The organism is Arthrobacter terricola, assembly GCF_004354015.1.
GTDB classification, from domain to species: domain Bacteria; phylum Actinomycetota; class Actinomycetes; order Actinomycetales; family Micrococcaceae; genus Arthrobacter; species Arthrobacter terricola.
On the sequence record NZ_SMRU01000015.1, the window covers coordinates 90,739 to 115,116 of the forward strand.

The following is a 24,378-nucleotide window of genomic DNA, read 5'->3' on the forward strand; positions in this document are numbered from 1 at the left end:
GTTAGGCTGGGGGACGGCCCCAGTTTCGCCAAACGAAGGAGTCCCGGAATGAACATGCTCATCAAGCTCATGGGCACCGCCATCAGCATCGTCGCAGGCTTGGTCGGAACGAAGATCGTGAACACCGTCTGGGAGAAAACCACGGGCAACAAGCCGCCGACTGACAAGGACGAAACCCCTCAGAGCCTTCGTTCGGCGCTTACCTTCGCGTTGATTTCCTCAACCGTCAGCACAATCATCCAGGTCCTGGCCAACCGCGGCACGCAACGCGCGATCGTCCGCTTCCAGAAGACCCAGGACATCGTCTAGGGCTGCTTGCCGGCCTCTTCGTCCTTTTCTTCGGCTGGTTCTTCGCCGGCAGACGCTTGTTCGCCCGCAGCCCGAAGCACCACTGCTTCGAGTTCGTCGGCGCTGAGCAGTTCGGGATGGAGGTGCTTTGTCCTGTAGCCCGCGCGTCCCACCATGTGGGCGGAGACGGGCACGGTTAGCAGCTGGAAGATCCAGGCAACCAGCAGGACCGGCCACACCCACAATTCGCGCATTTGCAGGCCGATGGCGGCCAGGACCAGGAACAGTCCCAGTACCTGCGGTTTGGTGGCCGCGTGCATCCTGCTCATGAGGTCGGGAAAGCGCAACAGGCCTATCGCGGCCCCAAGCGACATGAGGGCGCCAACTATCAGCAAGACCGCGGTGACGGCGTCGATCACGGCGTCCATTCCGGTGGCGTCAGGAGTCATTGACCTGCCCCCTGCGGTCGGCGACGAAGCGGGCCACGGTTACGGAACCGATGAATCCGATGAGTGATAAGGCAACCAGCAGCACGAGGTTGTTGAGGTGCCGGTTGACGGCCATATCGATCGCGAGGGCCGCGCCCAGGATGGCGAGCAGCACGTCTGACGCGAGGACCCTGTCCAACAGGGAAGGCCCGACGGCGATCCGGTAGATCGCGCCAGCCGCCGCGAGGCTCAGGATCACCGCTGTGACGATCAGGACGAGGTCTTTCACGATCGGGCTCCCCTCGTTGCAGGCCATCCTTCGGCCTGGAGTGCTTCCATTTCGGCCCGGGTTCCCATGATGCGTATCAGCCCAGCCTCCGTGTCCTGGACTTCTCGCCGAAGCTTGGCGAGGTCGGCATCGTTCCGGACGTTGAGTCCGTGGATGTACAACGTGGACGTTGAGCGGTCCACTTCCACCACGAGGGAGCCCGGAATGAGCGAGATCACATGGCCTGTGGCGGTCACCATGAGGTCTGAATGGCTCCGCAAAGGAACAGCGACGACGGCGTTGGTCACGGCGGGTCCCCGGAATATCGCGAGGAACATGACGTTCAAGCTCGCTGCCACCACTTTGCCGAGGAACACGATGGCGAAAGGAATGGCTCGAAGCACGTTGAAGCGCCCGCTGAGCTCGACGGGAGGCAAGTAGAACACCCGGGCAACCACCACTGCCACCATGGCGCCGAAGACGAGGTTGCCGGGGCTGAAGTCGCGCCAGAGCGCGCCCCAGACCACCACGAGCCAAATGAGGAGGGGAAGTTCGGTGCGGAAGGAGATCCGTTTGCGGCTCATTTGCCGCTCCCCTGGACACCCGATTGGACACTCGGCGCCGCGGTTCCTGGAATGTGGGCGTTGTCGCCGAGCACCGAATGGATGTACGCCGTCCGGTCCAGCATCTGCTCGGCGGAGTTGTTCGCCAAATGGAAGAGCGGACCGGCAAACACCGTCAACGCGACGCCGAACACCACCAGGGCCGCGGTGGCTCCCACCATGGACCTCGGAAGCAGGCCCACGCCGGCCGTGTCCTTCAGGACGCGATCTGGGTATTCCGCATCTTCGGGTTTGCGCCAGAATGCCCGGTTCCACACGCGGGCAACGGCCAGGAGGGTCAGGAGGCTCGTGACTACGCCTCCGACTACCAAGGTGATGGCCAGCGGCGTCCCGAGCGCGATCCCGGCCTGGAGGAGGCCGAGTTTCCCGAGGAATCCGGAGAACGGCGGGATTCCGGCGAGGTTCATTGCCGGAATGAAGAACAGCAGGGCCAGGAGCGGGGACAACTTTGCGAGCCCGCCTAGCCTGTCCATGGATGAGCTTCCGCCACGGCGTTCGATCAAGCCCGTCACCAGGAAGAGGCTGGTCTGGACGGTGATGTGGTGGGCCACGTAGAAGACAGCAGCGGCCAGCCCGGCGACGGAGGACATTGCCAAGCCGAACACCATGTAACCGATGTGGCTCACCAAGGTGAACGACAGCAGACGTTTGATATCGCTCTGGGCTATCGCGCCGAGGATCCCCACCACCATGGTCAACAACGCCACCACCATGAGGGGTGCGTTGAGGGTATCGCCGGGGAAGAGCAAGGTCTCGGTGCGGACCATGGCGTAGACGCCCACCTTGGTGAGCAGGCCCGCGAACACGGCGGTAACCGGGGCAGGCGCGGTCGGGTAGGAGTCGGGCAGCCAAAAGGAGAGCGGGAAGACGGCGGCCTTGATGCCGAAGGCCACGAGGAGCATGACGTGCAGCAGGTTCCGGGTTCCCGGATCCATGCCGGCCAGCTTGACTGCGAGGTCGGCCATGGTGATGGTTCCAGTGGCGCCGTAGATCATGGCGATAGCGATGAGGAACAGCACCGAGGACACCACCGACACCACAACATAGGTGACGCCGGCTCGGATGCGCGGACCGGTCCCGCCGAGCGTCATGAGCACGTAGCTCGCCGTGAGCAGGATTTCGAAGCCTACGTAGAGGTTGAAGAGGTCGCCAGTGAGGAAGGCGTTGGAAACCCCGGCAACCAGGATCAGGTAGGTCGGGTGGAAGATCGATACCGGCGCTTCGCTGTCCCCGTCCGCCATGCCTTGTCCCGTCGCGTAGACCAAGACGGCGAGGCTGACCACGGAGGAAACCACCAGCATGAGCGAGGAGAACTGGTCCACCACCATCACTACGCCGAACGGCGGGAGCCAGCCGCCCAGGGTGACGGATGCTGTCCCGGTGGTCCACACCGAGGCGAGGAGCCAGCATTCCAAGAGCAACGTGAGGGATAACAGGCCGATGCTGACTACGCGCTGCGCCCGGGGGTTCCGGTTCAGGGCGAAGGTGAGTGCGGCGCCGAGGATGGGAAGGACGACGGCGAGCGGTGCCAGGCTGGCGATGTTCACTCGGTGGCTCCTTCCTTGGCGGCGGCGGGCACTTCGGTAACGGGGAATTCCGAGGTTTCTTCGGGAACCACGGAGTCGTCCTCGGCGTCGAAGCTGGGGGTCTTTGCGACGCGGCGGTCTTCGGCGTCGTCCTGGATGTCGTCTTGCCGCGCCAGTGCCCAGGTCCGGTAAATGATTCCGAGCATGAAGGCTGTGACCGCGAAGGAAATCACGATCGATGTCAGGATCAAGGCCTGCGGCAAGGGATCGTTGTAATCGTGGGGGTCCGTGGACTTGCTGAACAGCGGCGCGAGTCCCGCGTAACCGCCGGTGGCCAGGATCAGCAGGTTCGTCGCGTTAGCGAGGAGCATGAGGCCAAGCAGGACGCGGGTCAGGCTGCGCTCCAGGATGAGGTAGATCCCGCATGCGTACAGCACGCCCATGACGATCAACAAGGTCAAGTTGACGCTCATGGGGTCCTCTTTGTCGTTGGCACGGTGGTCGCGGTTTCGTCCGATACCGGGCCGGCCGAACCGGCCGTAGAAGCCCAGGAACGCTTGGCGTCCGCGCTGGCCGTTTCCTCGAAATGCTCGTCGATCTCGCCGCCAAGGCTGCGCAGCACGTCCAGGGCAAGCCCGACCACCACGAGGTACACGCCGATATCGAAAATCGTCGAGGTCACGAACTTGATGTTGCCGAACAGCGGCAGCCAGAACTCGAAGATGGCGCTCTGGAAGACCTGGCCGCCGAAAATCAGCGGCACGAACCCGGCGACGGCCGCCGTTGCGAGGCCTGTTCCGAGCAACATGCCGGCACTGATCGGCGCGGCTTCGCGGAGCTCGAAACGGCCGCCCGCCAAGTAGCGGATGGTGAGCGCGAGGCCTGCAGTGAGTCCTCCGGCGAAGCCTCCGCCCGGCAGGTTGTGGCCTGCGAGCAGCAAATAGACGGAGAACACGATCATCGAGTGGAAGATCAGCCTGGTGACCACTTCGAAAATGATCGAGCGCCGCTCCGGTGCAAGGGTCCGGCCAGCCACGAGCCAGGGATCGGCAAGGGATCCGGCGAACTTGCGGACCATCGCCAGGGAGGCTTCCTCGCGCGAATTGCCCCCGACTGCGGGGCGCCGCCCCACGCTGCCTTCGGGCACCGATGCGGACTTGACGATGCGTTCACCCCGGCTGCGGACGAAGATCAAGCTCGCGACGCCGGTGGCGGCGACCGCGAGGACCGAGATCTCGCCGAAGGTATCCCACGCCCGGATATCCACGAGGGTCACGTTGACGACGTTGAGGCCGCCGCCGCCTTCGTAGGCGAGCCGCGGGAAGGACAGCGAGACGGGATTGGAAATCCGCGCCCCCATGGCGTAGATCGCAACGAAGATCATGGTCACGCCGAACGCGACGCCGATAATGACGCGGACCACGCGGTACTTGCCGCCGGTCCGGTCCCGGAGTTCCGGAGGAAGGCTGCGCATCGCCAGGACAAAAGCCACCAGGATGATGGTCTCGACGAGCATCTGGGTCAGGGCGAGGTCCGGCGCGCCTTGGAACGCGAACAACAAGGCGATTCCATACCCAGTCACGGACACCATGAGCACTGCGAGGAAGCGCTTGTTGGCACGGACGGCCGCCAGGGCACCGACAATGATTCCGGCCGCGGCGATGACCTGCAGCGGGGAATTCGGATCAATCAGGTAGAGGCCGCCCGGAATGGGTTTGTTGGCCATGATGAGGGCCGTGAGCGGCACGGCGAAGGCGACAGTGAGGATGACCGCCAAGTAGAAGTAGAGCGAACCGCGCTGCGTGCGTCCGGTCACCCACACTGCGACGTCGTCCAAGGCACCGATGGTGCGCTGGTAGGCGCGGTCGCCGTCGATCCAGTCAGGGACGCGGGATTGGGCGCGGGACACGAAGTTCCGGGCGTAAACCATGGCGATACCTGCGGCAAACGTGACTGCGGTCAGCCCGAGCGCCGTCGTCAAACCATGCCACAGCGCGAGGTGCCCTGCGCTCGAAGCGGTGGTACCGCCGTCGTGGCTACCGGTGAAAACTGCGGCGTACGGCTGGATCCAGCTGTCCACGGGATCCGGCCAAAGGCCGTAAACCACAGTGAGGAAGCTCAAGACGGCGGGCGCGGCCAGGAAAGAGGGCTTGATGGCTTTGAACGGGGTGCGGTCGACGCCCGGCTTCGTAGCGAAAGCTCCCCACATGAAACGGGCGCTGTACGCGAAGGTGAGGATGGATCCCAGCACCAGGCCCACCAGGAGAACGGGCCCCCACGGTTCCGACGCCGGATCCGCGCCGTAGTGGACGAACGCCTCGAACACGGATTCCTTGGCCACGAAACCGGCCAGCGGCGGAACCCCTGCCATGGAGGCGGCGGCAACGGCAGCCACGATGGCGAGGGCCCGCGAGGACTGGTACACCCCTGAAAGCTTGCGGATATCGCGGGTACCGGACTGATGGTCGATGATGCCCACCACCAGGAACAACGCCGCCTTGAACAGGCCGTGCGCCAGCAGGAGCGCGAGCCCGGCCAGGGCGGCGTCGGGCTTGCCGAGTCCGACAACCATGGTGAGGAATCCGAGCTGGCTGACGGTGCCATAGGCAAGGATGAGCTTGATATCGGTCTGACGCAGCGCCCGGTACCCGCCCACCAGCATCGTGGCGAGGCCAAGGCCGAGCACTAGCGGCAACCATGCAGGGCTGTCGCTGAAACCCGGCGCCAGGCGCGCCACGATGTAGATGCCCGCCTTCACCATCGCCGCGGCGTGCAGGTAGGCGCTCACCGGCGTCGGGGCCGCCATGGCGCCCGGGAGCCAGAAGTGGAAGGGAACCAGCGCGGATTTGGTGATCGCCCCCACCAGGATGAGTACGACGGCGGCCGCAACAGCCGCCTGCGCCGGTCCGGTAGCGAACGTGGAGGCTTCGGCCAGGATCGCCGAAATCCGGTAGGTCCCGGCTGTCTGGCCGAGGATGATGAGCCCGACGAGCATGGCGAGGCCGCCGGCAGTAGTGACTATGAGGGCCTGCAGGGCCGAGCGCCGGGCCGCGAGGCGGGTCCGCGCATAGCCGATCAGGAGGTAGGACAGGACCGTGGTGAGTTCCCAGAAGATGAACATCATCAAGAGGTCGTCGGCTGTCACCAGGCCGAACATCGCGCCCGCGAAGGCGAGGAGCTGTGCCCCGAATCCTCCGAGGTCGGCGTCCTTGTTCTTGAAGTACCGCGCGCAATAGACCAGGACCAGGGTGCCGACGCCCAACACCAGCAAGGACATGACCCACGCCAGGACGTCCATGCGGAAAGCGAACTCCAGCTTGAGGTCGGGAATCCAAGGCATGGTCTCTTCGATGGCCCCGCCCGTGGAACTGCCACCGGTGGAACCATGGCCGCCTCCGTAGACTGCGCCATACTGCCCAAGCAGCCAGACAAACGCTCCGGCCGGAACCGCCGCCAGGACATAGAACGCATTCCGCTGGAATTTCCGGAAGATCCAGGGCGCCACAGTTGCCGCTGCAAAGGTCACGGCAAGAACTGCGATCACTGGTATCTCCGCAAAAGTCAGGAATAAGTTGTCAAAAGTTGGAGCAAGCGGTCAAACGTTGGGTTCGGTGCAGATAGTTTATCAATCGCATGTGACAAATAATGTCCGGCTGCGCTGCCGTGAACGGCCCCACAGAGCGGGCTAGGAAGCGAGCAGTCCGTCCGCGACGATCGCCAGCATCGACGCTGCTGCGTCGGCCGGAAGTTCACTGTTGTCTACTACTGCGGCCACGCCGCCGACGAGCCTGCTGATCTGCATGGCCTCGACCCCGGGGCGCAAGGCCGAGTCCAACTTTTCGATCACGCGTTGATTGGCGCCAAGGTAGGTCTGGCACTTCGCCGCGAACGGAGATCCGGGGTCGCCCAGCGCAGCCGTGATACGCGCAGCCGCACCTTTGTGTTCGGTCAGCATTGCCGCATAGTCGCTCAGCCAACTCAACAACTGCTCCCGTGCGGGCCCATCGAGGGTGAGTGCGCGGTCGACGGCGGCATTGACCCTGTCCGCCCAGGCTTCGAGGACGGCGTCGTAGAGCGACTCCTTGGTGGGGAAGTGCCGGTACAGCGTGCCTGCGCCCACTTCGGCGCCCTTGGCGACTTCGTCCATCGACACGGCGTCGAAGCCTTTCGAGCGGAAGAGCGCGCGCGCAACCTCCACGATCCGATCGCGGTTGCGTTGGGCGTCAGCGCGCACAGGAAACACCTCGTCAAAGTAATCAAAATAGAGCCTGTTGCAAAGCGGAGAGAGTCTCCGTATAGTTCTAAGCGGAGCATCTCTCCTCTTAGTGTACGTCAGCCCCTCGGCTAGAACAGGACACCACCCCCATGACATCTTCAACCGCCACACGTGCCCCTGGCGGGATCGCGCTCTCGGGCCGCCGCACGGGCAGCATCGGCCTCTGGCTGGTCATGCTCGCCCAACTCATGCTCGTCCTCGATGCGACGGTCGTAAACGTCGCGCTCCCCCACATCGCTTCGGATCTCCACTTCGCACCGGCCGAACTCAGCTGGGTCCTGAACGGCTACGCCGTCGCTTTCGGCGGCCTCCTGCTGCTCGGCGGTCGGATCGGAGACGTCGTCGGCCGACGCCGCACCTTCCTGATCGGCGTCGCGGCTTTTACGGTCTTCTCGCTCCTCGGCGGCCTCGCTACCTCGCCGCTCCTCCTCGTCGTCTCACGCGCCCTCCAAGGCCTCGGCGCTGCCTTCGCGGCACCCAGCGTGCTCGCCCTGATCACAACGAGCGCCCGGGACGACGGTGCGCGGAACCGAGCCCTCGCCCTATTCTCCGCCATCGCCTCAATGGGTGGAGCGCTCGGCCTCATCCTGGGCGGATTTCTCACGGACACCACCAGCTGGAGGTGGACCCTCTTCATCAACGTGCCGATCGGCGTCGTCATCCTCATCGCCGTGCCCCGCCTTGTGGCGGAAACTCCGCGACGGCCCGGGCGCTTCGACATAGTCGGGGCCGTCACCGCCACTGGCGGCGCAGTCTCCATCGTGTGGGCCCTCATCCAAGCGGGCGACGACGGATGGTCTAGTCCCCGCACGATCGGCGGCCTGGTGGTCGGCGGAGTGTTGATTGCCGTCCTCGCCTTCACCGAGCGTAGGGTGCCCCACCCCCTGCTGCGTCCTCAACTGCTCCGCAGCCCTAGCCGCGTGGCGGCGCTGGCCGCAATGGCAGCAACTTACGGCGGAATGCTCGCAATGTTCTTCCTCATGGTCCAATACCTCGAGGACGATCTGCACCTCAGCCCCATGGTGACGGGGCTTGCATTCCTCCCGATGCCGTTGAGCATCTTCGCGATGTCCCGCATCGTGCCGCGGCTTGTCGAACGGCTTGGCGCTGTCCGACTGGCCATTCTCGGCGCCGCGCTTCGCGTCATCGCCTTCCTGCCGCTTACGCAGCTGGGCCCGCACACGAACTTCACGGTGGTGGTCGCCGCCCTGCTGTTCACGGGAATCTCGGCCGGCCTGACCTTCATGCCGCTCACCACGCTCGCCCTGCGCAATGTAGAGCCCGAACATGCCGGGTCCGCGTCCGGGCTTTTCCAGACGATGCAGCAACTCGGCGGAGCGGTGGGGCTCGCCATCGTGGCGTCGACCTATGCGGCGTTCGCTACCCCCGGCGATTTCCTCGTGGGTGGCCGGGCCGGGTTCTGGTCCGCGACCATCCTTTCGGCTGTCGCGCTGGCCGCCGTCATGGGACTCGTGATCAGGCCGCGCAAGATGGCTTCACGGGAAAGTTAGCCGCAAGCGAAGTTAACTGTCGCTTCGGGCGGTTACCATTCAGACCATGAACACGGCAGCTCAGTCCGAAGCCCCGCACCCCGCGTCCGAGCTCGCCTCCGGTCCCGCGGTGTCCAACAAAGGCCAGATCATTGCCTGGGCATCCTGGGACTGGGGTTCCGCGGCATTCAACGCCGTCATGACCACGTTCGTCTTCACCGTCTACCTGACATCCAAAGCCTTCGGCGGCGGAGACAAGGCCTCTGCGACGTTGGGTGCCGCACTGGCGATTGCCGGCGTCGCGATTGCCGTCTTGGCACCGGTTACCGGCCAACGCTCCGACGCCGGCGGCCGGCGTAAGCTGTGGCTCGGGGTCAACACAATCCTCGTGGCCATCCTCACCGGATTGTGCTTCTTCGTTTTTCCCAGGCCCGAGTTCCTGCTTCTTGGCGTCTGCCTGATCGCCCTCGGCAATGTGTTCTTCGAGTTCGCGGGCGTCAACTACAACGCGATGCTCGCGCAGATTTCGACGCCGGCCAACATCGGCAAGGTGAGCGGTTTCGGCTGGGGCATGGGCTACTTGGGCGGAATTGTGGCGCTGCTCGTGGTGCTGAAGTTGTTCGTCCAGCCATCTTTCGAATGGTTTGGCGCTTCTACCCAGGACAGCCTGAACATCCGGCTCGTAGCTGTCTTTTCCGCCCTGTGGCTGTTCATTTTCGCCTTGCCGCTGCTCTTCGCCGTCCCGGAATTCTCGGTCCCGAAAACGGATCGGCGTCTCGGATTCTTCGATTCGTACCGCCTGCTGGGACGCAGGATCTCGGCCATCTACAAAACGAGTCCGCACACCATCTATTTCCTCCTCTCGAGCGCCATCTTCCGCGACGGGCTTGCGGCTGTGTTCACGTTCGGCGGAGTCATCGCCGCCGGGACCTTCGGCTTCGAACTGACTCAAGTCATCTTCTTCGCGATTTTCGGCAACGTCGTTGCCGCGGTTGGGGCGATGATCGGCGGTTTCCTGGACGACAGGATCGGCCCCAAGTCGGTCATCGTCATTTCACTCATAGGACTCCTCATAGCCGGGACCTCCATCCTGGTCCTGGGCAACGGAGACTACGTCTTCTTCGGAGCGCACTGGGCCGGCAGCACAACCTTCTGGGTCTTCGGCCTGTTCCTCTGCCTCTTCGTCGGACCGGCGCAAGCGTCATCCCGGGCGTACCTCGCGCGCTTGGCCCCTGAGGGCGAATCCGGCGAACTCTTCGGGCTGTACGCCACCACCGGCAGGGCCGTGAGTTTCCTCGCCCCTGCCCTCTTTACCCTGTGCATCACCATCGCCACGCCCTTTGTAGCCGCGGGGGCAGCGCAGCGCTGGGGAATCCTGGGCATTATGGTGGTCCTGCTGGCCGGGCTATTGGTGATCCTCCCGGTGAAGTCGCCGGACAAAGCAGACATCGCCGTGGTGCCGGTTCGCTGACTGCTCGGCACCGGATTTGGCGCCCGCAAAGGACCCACGCACCCGGTACAACGGGGGCGTGGGTCCTTAGTGGGTACAGACGTCATCAACGGGGCCGCCGTCCCACAAAAATCCGTCGAACCCCTTGAATATTGTTTGTTAGTAGAGTTTACTAACTTCCATGGAAGCCATTCGTGACCGTCAAGTCAGCGATCGCTACCGGCCCGGTTCCCGGCGCACGCAGCGGACCAGCGCGGCCACCTTGCCCTCAGACGGACGAGCCCACAACTTGTCCTTGGTACGCCAAACCCTCCACTCGGCCGGGGCAATGAGCCGCGCGGAGCTCTCCCGTACCCTCGGCCTGACCCGCGTCACTGTTTCAGACCTCGTGTCGGAGCTCATCGAGCGGGGCCATGTTGTTGAGCTCGGCCAATCGGATGAGGTCCGCCCCGGCAAACCGGCCATCCTCGTGGATATCAACCGCCAAGGCCTCCAAGTCATCGGCATGGACCTCGCCGAAAACTCGGTCTTGCGCGCGGCTGTCCTGGACCTCGACGGCAACATCCTCCACCGGATGGAACGTGAACTCGCCGAAGAAACCGGGCAGGAAGTGATCCGGCAGGTCCTCGAGCTCGCTTCCGAGGCGGCGGAACGCGCCACCGCTACGCTCCTGGGGATCGGCGTCGGCACTCCCGGCATCGTCAATGCCGAGGGCGTCGTCACCACCGCTCCCAACTTCGAGTGGAAGGACGTCCCGCTCCGCAGCCTCATCGAGGATCACACGGGACTCCCGACCCTCGTCTCCAACGACGCCGATGCCGCTGTCCACGCGCACCACACTTTCGGTGGCGGCAGCGACGATACGGTGCTCGTCAAGATCGGCCGCGGCGTGGGTTCGGGCCTTATCGTGGGCGGCCGCCGTGCCCGGGGCGCACACTCCGCAGCCGGCGAAATCGGCCATGTCACCGTCGGGACCGACGGCGGCGCCATGTGCAAATGCGGAAAAACCGGTTGCCTCGAAACGTGGATGTCCGTCCCCAGCCTCGAACGGGCCCTCGCCGAAGCAGCGGCGAGTCCCCAACCGGAGGCGGCGGCCGGCGTCGTACTCCGGGAAGCAGGCGAGCGGCTCGCGATCGCCCTCGCGCCCGTGGTCGGCGCGCTCGACCTCTCCGAACTGGTCCTCAGCGGACCCCGGGAACTCCTGGCGGGACCCCTCCTCGATGCCGTCCGGCAAACGTTGCTCTCGCGTTTGCTGCACCGAGACCCGTCGCCGGTCTCCGTCCGCCTCGCGGATGACGCGGAGGACATCGTCCTGCGCGGAGCCGCCGTGATGGTTCTTTGGAACCAATTGGGTGTGTCCTGATGACCGCTCCCACCAACCCCACAAGCGTCCTTTGAAGAAGGAGCCGGATATGGACACGATTCAGTCCTCCGCAACCGAAGTCACAACCCGTCCCGCCGACCCTGACCGTCTTCGTCGCATGGCCGCCGGCACGCTCATGCCCGGTTTCACCGGGATCGCCGTTCCCGTGTGGATCCTGGACGCGTACGACGCCGGACTGGCGGCTGTGTGCCTCTACGGCACCAATGTGGCGTCCCCCGTCCAATTGCGCGAGTTGTGCGCGGGACTCCGGTCCCATGCGCCGAACTCGTTGATCGCCGTCGACGAAGAAGGCGGGGACGTTACGCGGCTGCACTACCGCACGGGATCCAACCAGCCCGGAAATGCCGTGCTCGGGCGCCTGGACGACGTCGAACTGACGGCCGCGAGCGCATCCGCCATTGGCCACGAGCTCGCTGGGTTGGGCATCAACCTCAACCTGGCCCCTGATGCAGACGTGAACTCCGCCGCGGACAATCCGGTGATCGGCGTGCGCAGCTTCGGGGCCGAACCGGATTTGGTGGCCCGGCACACTGCAGCATGGATTCGCGGCCTCGAAGATGCGGGCGTGGCATCGTGCGCGAAGCACTTCCCGGGGCACGGCGATACCACCACGGATTCGCATTTGTCCCTGCCCAAGGTCACGGCTGACGCGGCCACCCTCGATGTCCGCGAACTCGCCCCGTTCCGCGCCCTCGTTGCGGCCGGCGGCGCCACCGTGATGACGAGCCACATCCTGGTGGAGGCTTTGGACTCGGACCACCCCGCCACTTTCTCTTCGCGCATCCTGCAAGACCTGCTGCGGGGCCGCATGGGATTCGAGGGCGTAATCATCACGGATGCCTTGGACATGGCCGGGGCATCCGCGCAGACCGGCGTTCCCGAAGCTGCCGTGCGGGCATTGATGGCGGGAGCGGACCTGCTCTGCCTTGGATCCGACACAACGCCGGCCTTGTTCGAACAAACCCTTGCCGCTATCACCCGTGCCGTCCAGGCCGGTCGCCTGCCCCTTGAGCGCCTCGCCGACGCCGCTGCCCGCACGGCCACCTTGGCCGGGCGGTTCCCTGCCGCGAGTGCTGCGGAAATCCAGGAAGCGGCGGTCAGGGGCCAGGGCGGCCTGAAAGAGACCGAACTGCTCGACGGCGAGCGCATCGCCGAGGCCTTCGAAGTCTCGCCCGCGGCCGAAAAGTGGCTTGCACGCGAAGAGCCCGTGGCCATCGTCCAGGTGGAAACCGGGGCCAACTTCGCGGTGGGCCACGTGCCGTGGGGACCTGCGGCAGCAACCCGGGCGATTGTCAGCGAAGGCGAGGTGCCCGACGGCGCGCGGGTCGCCGTCGTCGGGCGCGGACTGGACGCCGAGCACCCGCTGTGGACCACGTTCGCCCGGCTGCGCGCGGAAGGGCACGCCGTGATCGCCGTCGAGTGCGGCTTGCCGCGCGGCGGGGCTGACATCGTGACGTACGGTGCGTCCCTCGCGGTTTCCCAGGCCCTGACCTCGTTGCTTTTAGGGGGCGGCTCCGCTTCCTAGCAGCAGGTCCGAGTCCGCAGCCACTACCCATCCACAGAGAGTCGCCTTGGAAGTCATTGTCACGCCCACACCTGAAACAGCCGCTTCGGCTGCCGCCCAGGCCGTCCTTGCGGGCCTTCCCGCGGGTAAGCCGCCTGTCCTTGGCCTCGCCACTGGCTCCTCGCCGCTGGGCCTGTATGCCGAGCTCGCCGCCGCGGCTGCCGCCGGGCGCGTGGACTTCTCTGCGGCCAAGGGCTTCGCGCTCGACGAGTACGTGGGACTCCCGGCAGGGCATCCCCAGTCCTACCGCCAGGTATTGATCCACGAAGTGTGCGACGTCATCGGGCTTCCCTTGACCGGGCTGAATGTTCCGGACGGCACTGGGGCCACGGACGCGGCGCTCGAGGCCGGGGCCGCAGCTTACGATGCCGCGATCCGAGAGGCCGGCGGGGTCGACGTGCAGATCCTGGGGATCGGGGCCAATGGCCACGTGGGCTTCAATGAACCAGGATCGTCGTTGTCCTCGCGAACCCGGGTGAAGCGCCTGGCCGCCGGCACCCGCCGGGACAACGCCCGGTTCTTCGCCGACGACGCCGATGTTCCCACCCATTGCATCACCCAGGGGCTCGGCACCGTCCTGGACGCTCGGCGTCTCGTGCTCATCGCCACTGGTTCCGCCAAGGCCGCGGCGATCGCTGCCGCCGTGGAAGGCCCGCTCTCCGCGTCCTGCCCCGGCTCGATCCTGCAGTGGCACTCGGACGCCGTGGTGGTCGTCGACGAAACGGCCGCTGCCAGGCTCTCGAACCGTGAATATTACGACGATGCCGCGCGCGGACTGGCGTTGACACCTTAGTACCGGTGGGCTGCTTCGAGCTGCCGCGCGTCTGGGCGTCGCCTGAAAGTTTTCTGCGATGCGCCTGTGACACCTCTGTGAACAACGGCATTCCGCCGGCAACCCCCGAGGACTAGGGTGTAGCTATGAACGTGGATGAGACAGTGCTGCCAGGCTTGGGGGTCCGCAAGGATTTCGTCACAGCCTCGGGACGCCGGATCGGTGTTGTCGAGATGCGCGAAGGTGAAACGGAATTGTTCGTCTCCACGTGGGACGATCCCGATACCTGCCAGGCGTCCATCCCGCTCACCGCCGACGAAGCTTCCTGCCTGGGCAACCTCCTGGGCGGCCAGCACCTCGCCATGAGCCTTGCTGAAGCCCACAAGGACGTTCCCGGCATCGCCACGCGGCAGTTCTCCATCACTGCCGATTCGCCATTTAACAACGAACCGATGGGGAAGGCCCAGATCCGCACGCGCAGCGGCGTCTCGATCGTGGCGATCATGCGCGAAGGCGAGGTGGTTCCCTCGCCCGCACCCGACGTCGTCCTTCACATGGGCGACCTGCTGGTGGCTGTCGGCACGCAGAAAGGTCTTGACTCTGCGGCTGCCATCCTGCGCAACGGCTGACGGCGATGGATCCCCTGGCCCTGACCCTCATTGAGCTGGGTGCAGTCGTTTTCTGCCTCGGCCTCCTTGCTCGCTTGGCCGGCAGGATCGGCATGTCCCCCATTCCGTTCTACCTCGTGGGCGGACTCGCGTTTGGCGCCGGAGGGTTCGTGAACCTCGATGGCATGCACGAGTTCGCGCACCTGTCCGGCGAAATCGGCGTCATCCTGCTTTTGTTGATGCTTGGCCTGGAATATACGGCCGCGGAGCTGGTCAATGGGCTGCGGCGCTCATGGCAAGCGGGCGTGTTGGACCTCGTCCTGAACTTCGCTCCCGGCGCGGGCATCGCGCTCCTCCTCGGCTGGGGGGTGGTGGGCGCGATCGTCATGGGCGGCGTCACCTATATCTCCTCGTCCGGGATCGCCGCCAAAGTGATCACCGACCTCGGACGGATCGGTAACCGCGAAACTCCCGTGGTTTTGGCCATCCTGGTGTTCGAGGACCTCACGATGGCCATTTACCTCCCGATCCTTACGGCCATCCTGGCCGGGGTCGGTTTCCTTGGTGGACTCCAGACTGTGGGTATCGCCTTGGCCGTGGTCACTTTGGTGCTGGTGGTGGCGCTCAAGCACGGTCATCGCGTGTCCCAAGCCGTGCACAGCGAAAACTCCGAGGTCTTCCTGCTCAATGTCCTGGGGGCCGCGCTTTTGGTGGCAGGCATCGCCTCCGCCATGCAGGTTTCAGCCGCGGTGGGAGCGTTCATGCTCGGGATCGCCATTTCCGGCGCCACCGCCCACACCGCGACGCGCATCCTCGAACCCTTGCGGGACCTCTTCGCTGCGCTCTTCTTCGTGGCGTTCGGACTCAACACGGATCCTTCGGGAATTCCTCCGGTGCTCGGATGGGCCTTGCTTTTGGCGGTCTTGACGGCCGCCACCAAGATGCTGACCGGGATCTGGGCGGCCAAACGGGCCGGCATCGCCGTTCCCGGCCGTTTCCGCGCCGGAGCGGCCCTGATTGCCCGCGGCGAATTTTCCATCGTCATCGCAGGCCTGGCCGTGACCTCGGGCGCAGTTCCGGCCGACCTCGCAGCACTCGCTACGGCCTACGTGCTCCTCATGGCCATCACGGGACCCCTCGCGGCGCGCTTCGTGGAGCCTGTGGTCAAGGCCTTCCGCAAGTCTTCGCGGAAACCAACCCCAGCCGAGCCGAGGACTTCCGTCGAGGCGTGAGATCTCGGCCCTTTCGCGTTCCCAAAAGGCCGAGATCTCACGTCTCGACGCGCCGCTGCGAGAAAGCCTAGATTGCCGTCCGGTGGAAGTTGAGGTGGCTTCGGCTGGCGGTGGGCCCGCGCTGGCCTTGGTAGCGGTTGCCGTAGCTACCGGAACCGTAGGGGAACTCGGCGGCCGAACTGAGGCGGAAGAAGCACAACTGGCCGATCTTCATGCCCGGCCACAGCTTGATGGGCAGCGTGGCCACATTGGACAGTTCCAAGGTCACGTGGCCCGAGAAGCCAGGGTCGATGAAGCCGGCCGTGGAGTGCGTCAGCAAACCGAGGCGGCCAAGGGAGGACTTGCCTTCCAGCCGCGCGGCGATATCGTCCGGCAGGCTCACAGTTTCGTACGTTGAACCGAGCACGAATTCGCCCGGGTGCAGGATGAAGGGTTCGTCGCCTTCCACCTCCACCAAGCGGGTCAGTTCCGGCTGCTCTTCGGCGGGGTCGATGTGGGCGTACTTGTGGTTGTCGAAGAGCCGGAAAAAGCGATCAATCCTGACATCCACCGAGGACGGCTGAACCATTTCCGGTTCATAGGGCTCCAGGACGATGCGTCGGGAGTCGATTTCGGCACGAATGTCGCGGTCAGAGATCAGCACAGGTTCAAAAATACCGCATGCGCCGTGCAAGCCATGGTGCAGGAGTGGCGCATGGGACTATAGTGCGGAACATAGACTGCCGTTGCTCTTGCTTTTTGGTCTCAAACGGCGGCAAAACCGGAATCTGGGGATACGTTGCGACGAATTGTGGTGCCCATCGCCGTGCTGGTGGCTTGCCTCCTCACGGTCCTGGCCCCTGCCTCCGGCCCGCAGCCCCTCCCGGTTCCGCTCGCGGCAACCGGAACCGCTCCAACCAGCCCCGGCGCACCTTCCGCCTCCGGAACTGAAAGTACGACGACGACGCCCGCACCGGCGTCGGGATCCACCCGCCCGCAGGCCGAACCTTCGCCCAGCGCACCTGCCGCCGTCGGGACCGCACCCGGCGCGGCAAACACGGCCCAAATCCCCGCGGCCACAGTTCTCACGACCCAAACCCCGGCTGCCCCGGACGCGTCCGCCCAAACCCCGGCAGCCCCCGCTGCCTCCAGCCCCGCCGTCGGGACCGGAACAGTCGGGTCGCCGCAAGCAGTCGGACCTCCTCCCGTGCCTTCCATCCCGCCGGCCTTGGGACCGGACCCGCTCCCGGCCGCGGCCACGAACGGCCAATCGTCGAACAAAGGCCCCGCCGCGGTATCCCAGGTCTCGGCCCAAGCGCTGGTCAAGGACGACAACTCCGCCCAAGTCCTGGCAGTATTCAACGCGATCAACGCCTACCGGACTTCGCTGGGCCTGAATCCGGTGAAGTACAACCCCACAGTTTCCACGCTCTCGCAAGAGTGGTCCGACAACATCGCCACGCGCCAGGTCATTGAACACCGGCCGAATTTCTGGACCGACCCCCGGGCCTTGAACCCCAACAACGGCGCAGGCGAGGTCATTGCCGTCCGCTGGGACAGGAACGCCGCGCAACTCGTCGAATGGTGGAAGAGCTCACCGGCGCACGACGCCCTGCTGAAGGACCCGCGATTCAACGTGATCGGCGTCGGAATCACCTTCACGGACGGCAACTGGCAAACAACCCCCACCAGCTACACGATGTGGGGCGTCGTCAACCTCTTCGGCTACACCACCCTTCCGGCCGGCACCGTCAACAGCCCGGGCGCCGGAACCACGCCGCCGCAGCAACCGGACCCGAGCGTTTGCGATCCCATCGCCAAAGTCCAGCCGCCAACGCTGAACCTCAACGCAGCCGCGATCCGCAGCGCGGGAGACATCGTCGCGGTCGACGCCGCCGGAAACCTGAAGGACTACCCGGCCCTCGGGAACGGCTCGTACGGGCCCGCGCGGGCGGTTGGATCCGGATTCGGCGGCTCGAAAGAGCTCATGGTCACGGACTGGGACCGCGACGGCGTTTACGATGTCATGGCTCAAATGCAGGACGGCAGGCTCCTGCTCTATCCGGGCCTTCTGGGCGGCGGTTTCAGCGCACCCGTGACCTTGGGACAGTTTGGCTGGCAGCCCATGACCATGGCAGTCGGCCTGTGGTGCGTCGGCAACAGGCTCCCCCAGGTCCTCGCGACGGACCCGAGCGGCGTGCTCTACCTCTACCCGAACCGAGGCCTTGGTCCCCTGGGCCCGCGGACGCAAGTGGCCTCCGGGGTCAGCGCCCTACGGCTCAGCATGGTGGACTACGACGCCAACGGTTACCAGGACCTCTTGGCGGTGGAACCGGGCGGCAACCTTCGCCTCTACCGCGGTTCAGGAATGCCCGCACCCGTGGCCGAGGCGCGTCCCATCGTGGGGACGAGCTGGACGGACTATTCGGACTTGCGCTCGCTCCGGAACGTGACCGGGCTCAACTCCACGGGCATCGCCGGCCTGCTGGGCAATGGCACAATTGAGTACTGGGACCTGAGCAGCGGACAGCTCACGACGCCGACTACTCCCCTGACAGGATTGGCCGGACTCAAGCTGGCGCAATAGGCCTTACTCTTCCGGAGCTTGCTCCTCGATGACCGACTTGAGCTGCTCCAGCTGGACCACTTCGCCTTCCATGGTCTTCTGGATCATTCCGTTCATGAGTTTCTTCAGGCCCTTGGGGTGGAACTCCAGGGCGAAACGCAAGCGCGTATTCGGCCCTTCCGTGCTGAGGTAGTAGCCGCCCGTGGGGCGAGCAGGGCCGGCGACGACGGCGAAACGGACTTCGGCGCCCGGCCGCGCTTCGGTGATTTGGAAGTCGGCCGCGACAGGCCGCCCGCCGGGGCCGGAAAGGGTCTGCTGGTAGACGGCACCCTTCTCGCCCGCCTGCCCGGATCGCAAGGAAATGCTGCGGACACCGCTGCGCCACAAAGGATTATTGAGACCATCCACGAGGAAGCGGTAGACCGTCATGGCGTCACGACCAATGAGCACTTCGTGCTGTGCAAATGCCACTACAACCTCTTTCGGCGTACGACTCACGGACATAGCCCGGTTCCCCATGACACAGCAGCTAACTGCTACAGAATAATCAGCCCCGGAGCGGCGGGACACACCTGCGTCGAGCCTTAACCGAATCTTTACGAGTACCGCCGAATATTTGATGCGACCGTGACGTGGCAGGTATTCAAAAATGCCGTGCCGGTGAGTCTGGTCTGGACCCATCGGCTTTCTACGCTAAGCTGGGATCTGCTCCGGCAAGATGACGGGGCAATGCGGGCGTAGCTCAATGGTAGAGCGCTAGCTTCCCAAGCTCGATACGCGGGTTCGATTCCCGTCGCCCGCTCGCAATTCAGCAAAAACACCCCGGTCATTGACCGGGGTGTTTTGCGTTTCTTATCAGGCCCGAATCGTTAGGCCGATTGCGCGACGATCCGCACCATCCGCCGTCGGTCCCTGACGTCCACTTTGAGGCGCAGCGCGGACTTCCTGGCGAGTACGACGGCGACCGTCGCCGCCGCGAGGGCCGGCACCCCGCCGGAGACCAGGATCGCCGTGTGCGGGTTGAGGTGTTCGGCGAGCCACCCGAGCATGGGGCCACCGATGGCCTGCCCACCGATGAGCACCATGATGTAGAGGCTCATGACGCGCCCCCGGATGCTCATGTTGGCGCTGACCTGGACCAGCTGGTTGGCGGCGGTGAGGAACATGAGGCACCAGAAGCCGGCGAGCACCATGGCGGCTCCGAACCATGCCATGGAAGGTGCGAGGGCGGCGAGGCACAGCATCAGTCCGTACATTCCGGCGCAGAAAACCACGGAACGCAACCGCAGTTGGCGTCGGCGGGCCGAGGTGATCGCCCCCGTCAGCGCTCCGACGGCCACCAGGGCGTTGAGCAGTCCGTAGCCACCGGCACCCGCACGGTAGATGTTGTCCGCGAACGCTGCGAGGAGGACCGGCAAGCTCATCGCGAAGACCGCCACGAACCCTGCCATGAGCCAGGGCCAGAAAATGGTGGGCTTGCTGAGGGCGTAATGCAGGCCTTCCTTGAGCATCCCTTTGCGCTTGGGCACGGGAGTGCTGACGTACAGCTCGTCCTTGCGGAGCATGAGGAGCATGCTCACCGTTGAACAGCAGGCGACGGCGTTCGCGGCGAAGGCCCAGCCCGCGCCGACCGCCGTGAGCAGCACGCCCGCCAAAGCAGGGCCGATCAAGCCGCCCAGCTGGAAAATAGTGGAGTTGACGCTGATGGCGTTGCGAAGGTACTTCGGTCCCACGAGTTCGTTGACGAAGACTTGGCGTGCCGGCTGGTCAAGGACCGTCACCAGCCCCAGGACCAAGGCGATCACGTAGACGTGCCACACCTCGATGCGGTGGCTCAGCGCCAAGGTGGCGAGGATAGCGGCGAGCGCGGCCGCCACGCCCTGGCACCCGATGAGGATGCGCCGTTTCGGGAAACGGTCCGCCATCATGCCGCCCCACGGGCCAAGGAAGAGGGAAGGCATGAACTGCAATGCCACGGTAAACCCTACGGCGGTGACGGAGCCCGAGAGCTGGAGAACCAGCCAGTCCTGGGCAATCCGCTGCATCCAGAGCGCAATTACGGCAACGAAATGGCCACTGGCGAATATGCGGAAATTAGGGACCTTGAGCGCAATGAAAGTGTGGCGCCAAGGCAGCCGTTCACTGACGACGGCAATTGGTTGGGTAATGGCGTCCGAAGGGTCAGCAGCATCTGGAATTCGGCTGCTTGCGGTGAGTGAATCGATGGTTGGTTGGCTGACGTTTGCCGCTGCGGGCGGTGGGGGTGCCAAAATTGTTCCTCGGATAGAAGGTTTCACTGGGATGGCTTTAACGCTAGGGTTGGGCCGCGTAATTATGGAAGCAAATTGCCTGTATAACTAGCATTACAAAGCGCAATATGCTGGAATCCTCTTCAAAAGAACCCCTCATCAAAGGAGAGCCGTGTTCGAACCCGTGCAGCTGCGGTCCTTCCTGGCCGTCGCCGAGACATTGAGCTTCACCAAGGCAGCCGAGCGCCTCGGCCTGGCCCAGCCCACCGTCAGCCAGCACGTCCGGAAGCTGGAGATGGCAGCCAAGCGGGCCCTCGTCGCACGGGACACCAGGGACGTGCGGCTCACGGACAATGGCGACGCCATGGCAGGCTTTGCCCGCAACATCCTGGCCGCCCACGATTCGGCGGCGAGGTATTTCTCCGGCTCGGCGATGCGCGGCCGTTTGCGCTTCGGCACTGCGGACGACCTCGCGATCACAGGGCTGCCGCGCATCCTCCGCGAATTCCGGCAACTGTATCCGCAGATCAACCTTGAGCTCACGGTCAGCCAGAGCGACCAACTCTACAAGCGCGTCAACGCAGGTCAACTGGATCTCGTGTTCGTGAAATGGGTAGGCGAGGCCAAGGACGGAACCGTGGTCCGGCACGACAAATTTGCCTGGGTGGGCGTGGAACAGACGGTGCTTGACCCGGCCAATCCCGTTCCGTTGATTTGCTACCCGGCACCGAGCGTGAGCCGGAAGCTTGCCATCGATGCACTGGAGGCAATGGGGCGGACGTGGCGCGTCACGTGCTCGACGAAGCAGATTGCCGGAGTCTTGGCAGCGGTCCGGGCGGGCATCGGCGTCGCCGTCATGCCGTCGTCGTTGGTTCCCGAAGACCTCACGGTGATCACCAAGCGGTTCGACCTCCCGCCCGTGGGCGACGTCGACTTCACCCTGATCCGAAACCCGCTGGCGAACGCGGAGGTCGTGGACGCCCTGACACAGGCGATCATCGGCAGGACGCTCAACAAACAGGCCTGAGTTCGAGGAGCCGAGTGCTCCCAGACGCCGCTAAACGCTGCTGTGGTCGGGAACCAGCGCCTGCGCCGTCGCGAGGACCGTCTGGACGATCGCCTTCCGGCGCCGCTCCACCCTGCTGGGCTCCTTACCGGCCATGAGGCCATCCAGTTCGGGCAGCACCGGCCAGGCATCACAGAGCGCAATGATGGTGAGCATCAGGTCCGCCGCGTCTTCCCTGGAAGTGCCGGGCATGGCCCGAATGACGCTTTCAACCTTGTTGCTACAGTTCGCAGCCCGGTCCGGGCGGTTCACGACGTACTCGCCACGTTCGAGCCCTTCCCAAAACAGCAGCCTTGGCAGTGTGGCGTCTTGGTGGTGGTGGTCGAAGAGGCGTCCGGCATAGTCGGCCAAGGCTTCGGGGCCATCGCCCTCGACACGGACTTCGTCGACGACCTTGCTGAGCTGGGACGAGATGACGGCATCGAAGAGCAGATCCTTCTTGCCGAAATACTGATAGATACGCTCCTTGTTGACTCCAGCCGCCGTCGCGATGCGGTCAACCCTGGCCCCGGCGAGCCCGAATTGGCAAAACTCGGCCGTGGCCGCCTCAAGGAGAAGCCTTTTGGTTCGATCCGTATCCCATGCCATGTCCCCATATTAACAGAATCCAACTAAACAGTTGCAGTTTGCTTGAGTGCTGGCTAGTCTGAACGCACCCCGAAAGCAACTAATCAGTTGGAGAATTGCATGAGCACCCAAACCCCGCTTGCTGCGCCCGTGGACGGCGCCGCATCCACGCCGGTTTCCGCGCCTACTCCGGCCACGGCGCCCGCGCCAACCGGTCCCGCCCACGCAGCCTCCGTGCACGCGCATTTGCCGCATGTTCCTTCCGTCCACGTGCGCGCAGTCATTACCTGGCTGGCCATTTTCCCGCTCGTCGCCATCGGGATGACGGCCCTCGCTCCGCTCACAGGGGATTGGCACCCTGCCCTCCGCGCCCTGGTCCTGACGCTCCTGGCGGTTCCCACCGCGGTCTATTTCGTGGTCCCCCGGCTCCTCGCGGCCCATAGCTCCCTGAAGCGGCGGCAGGCAAGCAAGCGCTAGCCTGTGTCCGGTATCACCCGGCGATCGAACAGCCACGCGCTAAACTTGTCACGTTATGAACCGCACAATGTTTAAGTCCAAGATCCACCGCGCCACGGTCACCCATGCTGACCTGCACTACGTGGGTTCAGTGACGGTCGACCTTGACCTGCTGGATGCCGCGGATATCCTGCCCGGCGAGCTGGTCTCGATTGTCGACGTCACCAATGGCGCACGCCTGGAGACTTACACCATTGCGGGCGAACGCGGCTCCGGCGTTATCGGCATCAACGGCGCAGCCGCTCATTTGGTGCACGTGGGCGATGTCGTCATCCTCATCACGTACGCCGAAATGACCACCGAAGAGGCCAAGGCATACCGTCCGCGGGTCGTCCACGTGGATAAGAACAACCAGATCATCCAACTGGGCGACGATCCCGCCGAGGGCCACACTCCGGGACTCATGCGTCCGCCGCACGCCCTCAACAACGCTGCCCTGAACTAACCGCGCTCCCGGCCCAGCCCACGCGGGTCCGCAGCGGTCCACATCGCGGAACTTCCCGCCGTCGGGCACTGCTCGCAAATAAAGCTGATTTAGGCTGGGAGCGTGAACCCACCCAACTGCGCTCCCCGTACCTTCCGGAAACTGTAAATGCTGGGGGTGCTTTACGGGTTTTTCGTCGTATGGGCCATCATTTTGGTGGGCATGTTCGTCGGGAGGCGCGGAATCCTGGGTGATAACGCCCGCCCGGTCCTGAGCGGCCTGACGTTCTTCGTCGCGAGTCCCGCCCTTCTCTTCGAAACCTTGAGCAAAGCGCATTTGCACGACGTTTTCGCCGCCCCGCTGCTGGTCACGGCCGTGGGCGCGATCGCCACGGGCACACTGTTCTTCGTCATCGTGAAGTTCTGGCTCAAGCGTTCCCTGCCCGAATCCCTCATGTCCTCGATGAGCGCTTCCTTGGCCAACTCCGCGAACCTCGGCATTCCGATCTCAGTGTTCGTCCTGGGCGACGCGAGCTACGTGGCGCCGCTCCTGATCTTCCAGCTGGCCTTCTTCACGCCGATGTACCTCATGGCCCTCGACGCCAGCACCAGCAGCCACCGGACCACTCCCCTGCGGTTCCTGCTGATGATCGTGCGGAACCCCATGATAGTGGGAACCGCCCTCGGCCTGATCGTCGCGGGAACGGGGTGGCAAGTGCCGTCGCTCATCATGGAACCGATCAATTTGATTGGCGGAGCGGCCATTCCGGCGATGTTGATGGCGTTCGGCATGAGCCTGAATGGCTCTAGGCCGCTGCAAAAAGACGGCGGGCGGCGCCTGGACAGTTTGATGGCGAGCGGCTTCAAGCTCTTCGTGCATCCGTTGATGGCTTACCTCTTCGCGCATTTCGCGCTGGGCCTTGAGGGGCACGCCTTGTTCGCCGTGGTGGTGACCTCGGCCTTGCCCACGGCACAGAACGTGTTCGTGGCCGCGAGCCGCTACAACACCGGAATCACCGTTGCCAAGGACACCGTCCTGATCACCACGGTGGTCGCCGTCCCGGCGATGATCGCCGTCGCGCTCCTCCTCACCTGAGCCCCGG

Annotated in this window: 24 protein-coding genes and 1 tRNA gene; 14 read left to right on the top strand and 11 right to left on the bottom strand. The window is 64.7% G+C overall.

Going from position 1 to position 24,378, the window contains the following annotated elements; translation table 11 throughout:
* The first annotated feature begins 48 nt into the window (after positions 1-48).
* Positions 49-309, top strand: coding sequence for a DUF4235 domain-containing protein (locus tag E1809_RS13795; RefSeq protein ID WP_133204809.1), 261 nt, complete (start codon positions 49-51; stop codon positions 307-309).
* Here E1809_RS13795 and mnhG read toward each other — a convergent pair.
* The 7 genes from mnhG to E1809_RS13830 form a co-directional block, all read right to left on the bottom strand.
* On the bottom strand, positions 306-737 hold the full coding sequence (gene mnhG / locus E1809_RS13800) for a monovalent cation/H(+) antiporter subunit G (protein WP_133204810.1): 432 nt from the start codon (positions 735-737) through the stop codon (positions 306-308). The two genes, E1809_RS13795 and mnhG, sit on opposite strands and share 4 nt — an antisense overlap.
* A complete protein-coding gene (locus E1809_RS13805; RefSeq protein WP_133204811.1) occupies positions 727-1,005 on the bottom strand; it encodes a monovalent cation/H+ antiporter complex subunit F in 279 nt (92 codons plus the stop codon). The genes mnhG and E1809_RS13805 overlap by 11 nt, the downstream gene beginning before the upstream one ends.
* Positions 1,002-1,568 carry a Na+/H+ antiporter subunit E gene (locus E1809_RS13810; protein ID WP_133204812.1) on the bottom strand — a complete coding sequence of 189 codons (567 nt, stop codon included), beginning with the start codon at positions 1,566-1,568 and terminating at the stop codon, positions 1,002-1,004. The genes E1809_RS13805 and E1809_RS13810 overlap by 4 nt, the downstream gene beginning before the upstream one ends.
* Positions 1,565-3,154, bottom strand: coding sequence for a Na+/H+ antiporter subunit D (locus tag E1809_RS13815; protein ID WP_133204813.1), 1,590 nt, complete (start codon positions 3,152-3,154; stop codon positions 1,565-1,567). Before E1809_RS13815 ends, E1809_RS13810 begins: the two co-directional genes overlap by 4 nt.
* The gene (locus E1809_RS13820) at positions 3,151-3,606 is read right to left on the bottom strand and encodes a Na(+)/H(+) antiporter subunit C (RefSeq protein WP_133204814.1); all 456 of its coding nucleotides are present in this window, start codon (positions 3,604-3,606) and stop codon (positions 3,151-3,153) included. Before E1809_RS13820 ends, E1809_RS13815 begins: the two co-directional genes overlap by 4 nt.
* Positions 3,603-6,677 (bottom strand): Na+/H+ antiporter subunit A, encoded by a 3,075-nt coding sequence (locus E1809_RS13825; RefSeq protein ID WP_133204815.1) that lies wholly within the window; start codon positions 6,675-6,677, stop codon positions 3,603-3,605. Before E1809_RS13825 ends, E1809_RS13820 begins: the two co-directional genes overlap by 4 nt.
* Before the next feature lie 141 nt (positions 6,678-6,818).
* Positions 6,819-7,367 (bottom strand): TetR/AcrR family transcriptional regulator, encoded by a 549-nt coding sequence (locus tag E1809_RS13830; protein ID WP_133204816.1) that lies wholly within the window; start codon positions 7,365-7,367, stop codon positions 6,819-6,821.
* 131 nt (positions 7,368-7,498) lie between these two features.
* Here E1809_RS13830 and E1809_RS13835 point away from each other — a divergent pair, with 131 nt between their 5' ends.
* The 7 genes from E1809_RS13835 (at position 7,499) to E1809_RS13865 (ending at position 15,909) form a co-directional block, all read left to right on the top strand.
* Complete coding sequence (locus tag E1809_RS13835; RefSeq protein ID WP_133204817.1) at positions 7,499-8,920, top strand: MFS transporter; 1,422 nt, start codon at positions 7,499-7,501, stop codon at positions 8,918-8,920.
* A gap of 46 nt (positions 8,921-8,966) precedes the next feature.
* Positions 8,967-10,370, top strand: coding sequence for an MFS transporter (locus E1809_RS13840; RefSeq protein ID WP_133204818.1), 1,404 nt, complete (start codon positions 8,967-8,969; stop codon positions 10,368-10,370).
* 160 nt (positions 10,371-10,530) lie between these two features.
* Positions 10,531-11,712 (top strand): ROK family transcriptional regulator, encoded by a 1,182-nt coding sequence (locus E1809_RS13845; protein WP_133204819.1) that lies wholly within the window; start codon positions 10,531-10,533, stop codon positions 11,710-11,712.
* A gap of 49 nt (positions 11,713-11,761) precedes the next feature.
* Entirely contained in the window at positions 11,762-13,258 is a 1,497-nt protein-coding gene (locus E1809_RS13850) for a glycoside hydrolase family 3 protein (RefSeq protein WP_133204820.1), read from the top strand.
* 46 nt (positions 13,259-13,304) lie between these two features.
* Positions 13,305-14,090, top strand: coding sequence for a glucosamine-6-phosphate deaminase (locus E1809_RS13855; protein ID WP_133204821.1), 786 nt, complete (start codon positions 13,305-13,307; stop codon positions 14,088-14,090).
* 125 nt (positions 14,091-14,215) lie between these two features.
* Positions 14,216-14,698 carry a cation:proton antiporter regulatory subunit gene (locus E1809_RS13860; protein WP_133204822.1) on the top strand — a complete coding sequence of 161 codons (483 nt, stop codon included), beginning with the start codon at positions 14,216-14,218 and terminating at the stop codon, positions 14,696-14,698.
* Positions 14,699-14,703: 5 nt separating this feature from the next.
* On the top strand, positions 14,704-15,909 hold the full coding sequence (locus E1809_RS13865; protein ID WP_133204823.1) for a cation:proton antiporter: 1,206 nt from the start codon (positions 14,704-14,706) through the stop codon (positions 15,907-15,909).
* 67 nt (positions 15,910-15,976) lie between these two features.
* Here E1809_RS13865 and dcd read toward each other — a convergent pair whose 3' ends face one another.
* Entirely contained in the window at positions 15,977-16,552 is a 576-nt protein-coding gene (gene dcd, locus E1809_RS13870) for a dCTP deaminase (protein WP_133204824.1), read from the bottom strand.
* A 147-nt stretch (positions 16,553-16,699) separates the two neighbouring features.
* Here dcd and E1809_RS13875 point away from each other — a divergent pair, with 147 nt between their 5' ends.
* Positions 16,700-18,475, top strand: a complete 1,776-nt coding sequence (locus E1809_RS13875) for a CAP domain-containing protein (RefSeq protein ID WP_235835594.1) — start codon at positions 16,700-16,702, stop codon at positions 18,473-18,475.
* Positions 18,476-18,478: 3 nt separating this feature from the next.
* Here the strand turns inward: E1809_RS13875 and E1809_RS13880 are convergent, their stop codons facing one another.
* A complete protein-coding gene (locus tag E1809_RS13880) occupies positions 18,479-18,925 on the bottom strand; it encodes an SRPBCC family protein (RefSeq protein WP_133204826.1) in 447 nt (148 codons plus the stop codon).
* Between the two features lie 260 nt (positions 18,926-19,185).
* Between E1809_RS13880 and E1809_RS13885 the strand changes: the two genes are divergently transcribed.
* Positions 19,186-19,256: transfer RNA gene (locus tag E1809_RS13885), tRNA-Gly, on the top strand.
* Between the two features lie 67 nt (positions 19,257-19,323).
* On the opposite strand, the gene E1809_RS13890 is transcribed toward E1809_RS13885, so the two are convergent.
* On the bottom strand, positions 19,324-20,724 hold the full coding sequence (locus E1809_RS13890; protein ID WP_133204827.1) for an MFS transporter: 1,401 nt from the start codon (positions 20,722-20,724) through the stop codon (positions 19,324-19,326).
* A 151-nt stretch (positions 20,725-20,875) separates the two neighbouring features.
* Here E1809_RS13890 and E1809_RS13895 point away from each other — a divergent pair, with 151 nt between their 5' ends.
* Positions 20,876-21,730 carry a LysR substrate-binding domain-containing protein gene (locus E1809_RS13895; RefSeq protein WP_133204828.1) on the top strand — a complete coding sequence of 285 codons (855 nt, stop codon included), beginning with the start codon at positions 20,876-20,878 and terminating at the stop codon, positions 21,728-21,730.
* Positions 21,731-21,760: 30 nt separating this feature from the next.
* On the opposite strand, the gene E1809_RS13900 is transcribed toward E1809_RS13895, so the two are convergent.
* Entirely contained in the window at positions 21,761-22,357 is a 597-nt protein-coding gene (locus E1809_RS13900; RefSeq protein ID WP_133204829.1) for a TetR/AcrR family transcriptional regulator, read from the bottom strand.
* Positions 22,358-22,456: 99 nt separating this feature from the next.
* Between E1809_RS13900 and E1809_RS13905 the strand changes: the two genes are divergently transcribed.
* From E1809_RS13905 to E1809_RS13915, 3 genes are all read left to right on the top strand, one after another.
* Positions 22,457-22,813 (top strand): hypothetical protein, encoded by a 357-nt coding sequence (locus E1809_RS13905; RefSeq protein ID WP_165962316.1) that lies wholly within the window; start codon positions 22,457-22,459, stop codon positions 22,811-22,813.
* A 55-nt stretch (positions 22,814-22,868) separates the two neighbouring features.
* Positions 22,869-23,297, top strand: coding sequence for an aspartate 1-decarboxylase (gene panD / locus E1809_RS13910; protein ID WP_205754191.1), 429 nt, complete (start codon positions 22,869-22,871; stop codon positions 23,295-23,297).
* 147 nt (positions 23,298-23,444) lie between these two features.
* Positions 23,445-24,371, top strand: coding sequence for an AEC family transporter (locus E1809_RS13915; protein ID WP_133204831.1), 927 nt, complete (start codon positions 23,445-23,447; stop codon positions 24,369-24,371).
* Positions 24,372-24,378 lie beyond the last annotated feature (7 nt).

Bases quoted from the DNA above. Each gene is read 5' to 3' on its own strand.
- E1809_RS13840 (WP_133204818.1), top strand. From the start codon at position 8,967: ATGAACACGGCAGCTCAGTCCGAAGCCCCGCACCCCGCGTCCGAGCTC.
- E1809_RS13835 (WP_133204817.1), top strand. From the start codon at position 7,499: ATGACATCTTCAACCGCCACACGTGCCCCTGGCGGGATCGCGCTCTCG.
- E1809_RS13845 (WP_133204819.1), top strand. From the start codon at position 10,531: ATGGAAGCCATTCGTGACCGTCAAGTCAGCGATCGCTACCGGCCCGGT.
- E1809_RS13810 (WP_133204812.1), bottom strand. From the start codon at position 1,568: ATGAGCCGCAAACGGATCTCCTTCCGCACCGAACTTCCCCTCCTCATT.
- E1809_RS13900 (WP_133204829.1), bottom strand. From the start codon at position 22,357: ATGGCATGGGATACGGATCGAACCAAAAGGCTTCTCCTTGAGGCGGCC.
- E1809_RS13865 (WP_133204823.1), top strand. From the start codon at position 14,704: ATGGATCCCCTGGCCCTGACCCTCATTGAGCTGGGTGCAGTCGTTTTC.
- E1809_RS13905 (WP_165962316.1), top strand. From the start codon at position 22,457: ATGAGCACCCAAACCCCGCTTGCTGCGCCCGTGGACGGCGCCGCATCC.
- E1809_RS13850 (WP_133204820.1), top strand. From the start codon at position 11,762: ATGGACACGATTCAGTCCTCCGCAACCGAAGTCACAACCCGTCCCGCC.
- E1809_RS13820 (WP_133204814.1), bottom strand. From the start codon at position 3,606: ATGAGCGTCAACTTGACCTTGTTGATCGTCATGGGCGTGCTGTACGCA.
- panD (WP_205754191.1), top strand. From the start codon at position 22,869: ATGAACCGCACAATGTTTAAGTCCAAGATCCACCGCGCCACGGTCACC.
- E1809_RS13795 (WP_133204809.1), top strand. From the start codon at position 49: ATGAACATGCTCATCAAGCTCATGGGCACCGCCATCAGCATCGTCGCA.
- mnhG (WP_133204810.1), bottom strand. From the start codon at position 737: ATGACTCCTGACGCCACCGGAATGGACGCCGTGATCGACGCCGTCACC.
- E1809_RS13860 (WP_133204822.1), top strand. From the start codon at position 14,216: ATGAACGTGGATGAGACAGTGCTGCCAGGCTTGGGGGTCCGCAAGGAT.
- E1809_RS13915 (WP_133204831.1), top strand. From the start codon at position 23,445: ATGCTGGGGGTGCTTTACGGGTTTTTCGTCGTATGGGCCATCATTTTG.